Source organism: Alkalibacterium sp. m-11, from assembly GCF_054658155.1.
Genome location: NZ_BAAGIR010000635.1, coordinates 1 through 249, shown reverse-complemented (window position 1 = coordinate 249; position 249 = coordinate 1). Strand labels below are relative to the sequence as shown.

The 249-nt window shown below is 39.4% G+C and carries 1 protein-coding gene; it reads right to left on the bottom strand.

Translation table 11 applies throughout. The features are described 5' to 3' along the window. Nucleotides 1-249, bottom strand: a 249-nt coding sequence (locus ACYQ2O_RS13750; RefSeq protein WP_459796879.1) for a Mu transposase domain-containing protein, incomplete at both ends; no start/stop codon positions are given.

The following is a 249-nucleotide window of genomic DNA, read 5'->3' as shown; positions in this document are numbered from 1 at the left end:
AATCTTCTTGGTTATAGTTCAATCTTTTTGTGGTAAGTGGGTGCGAACGAATCTGTTCTCCGTTATAATAAATGTGCACGTGCTCTTCGTTTTCGGAAAGATCCAAGTCAACTTCTTTTCCGATATAGCGAGGGTCTACAGAGTACCTACATTTGCGGAAAATGACCATTGCTTCCTTTGTGACTTTACGGCGAATAGAGTCTTCAAAATAAGGATTTAACAAGTCATCTTTTAGCTTATGGAGGTGCT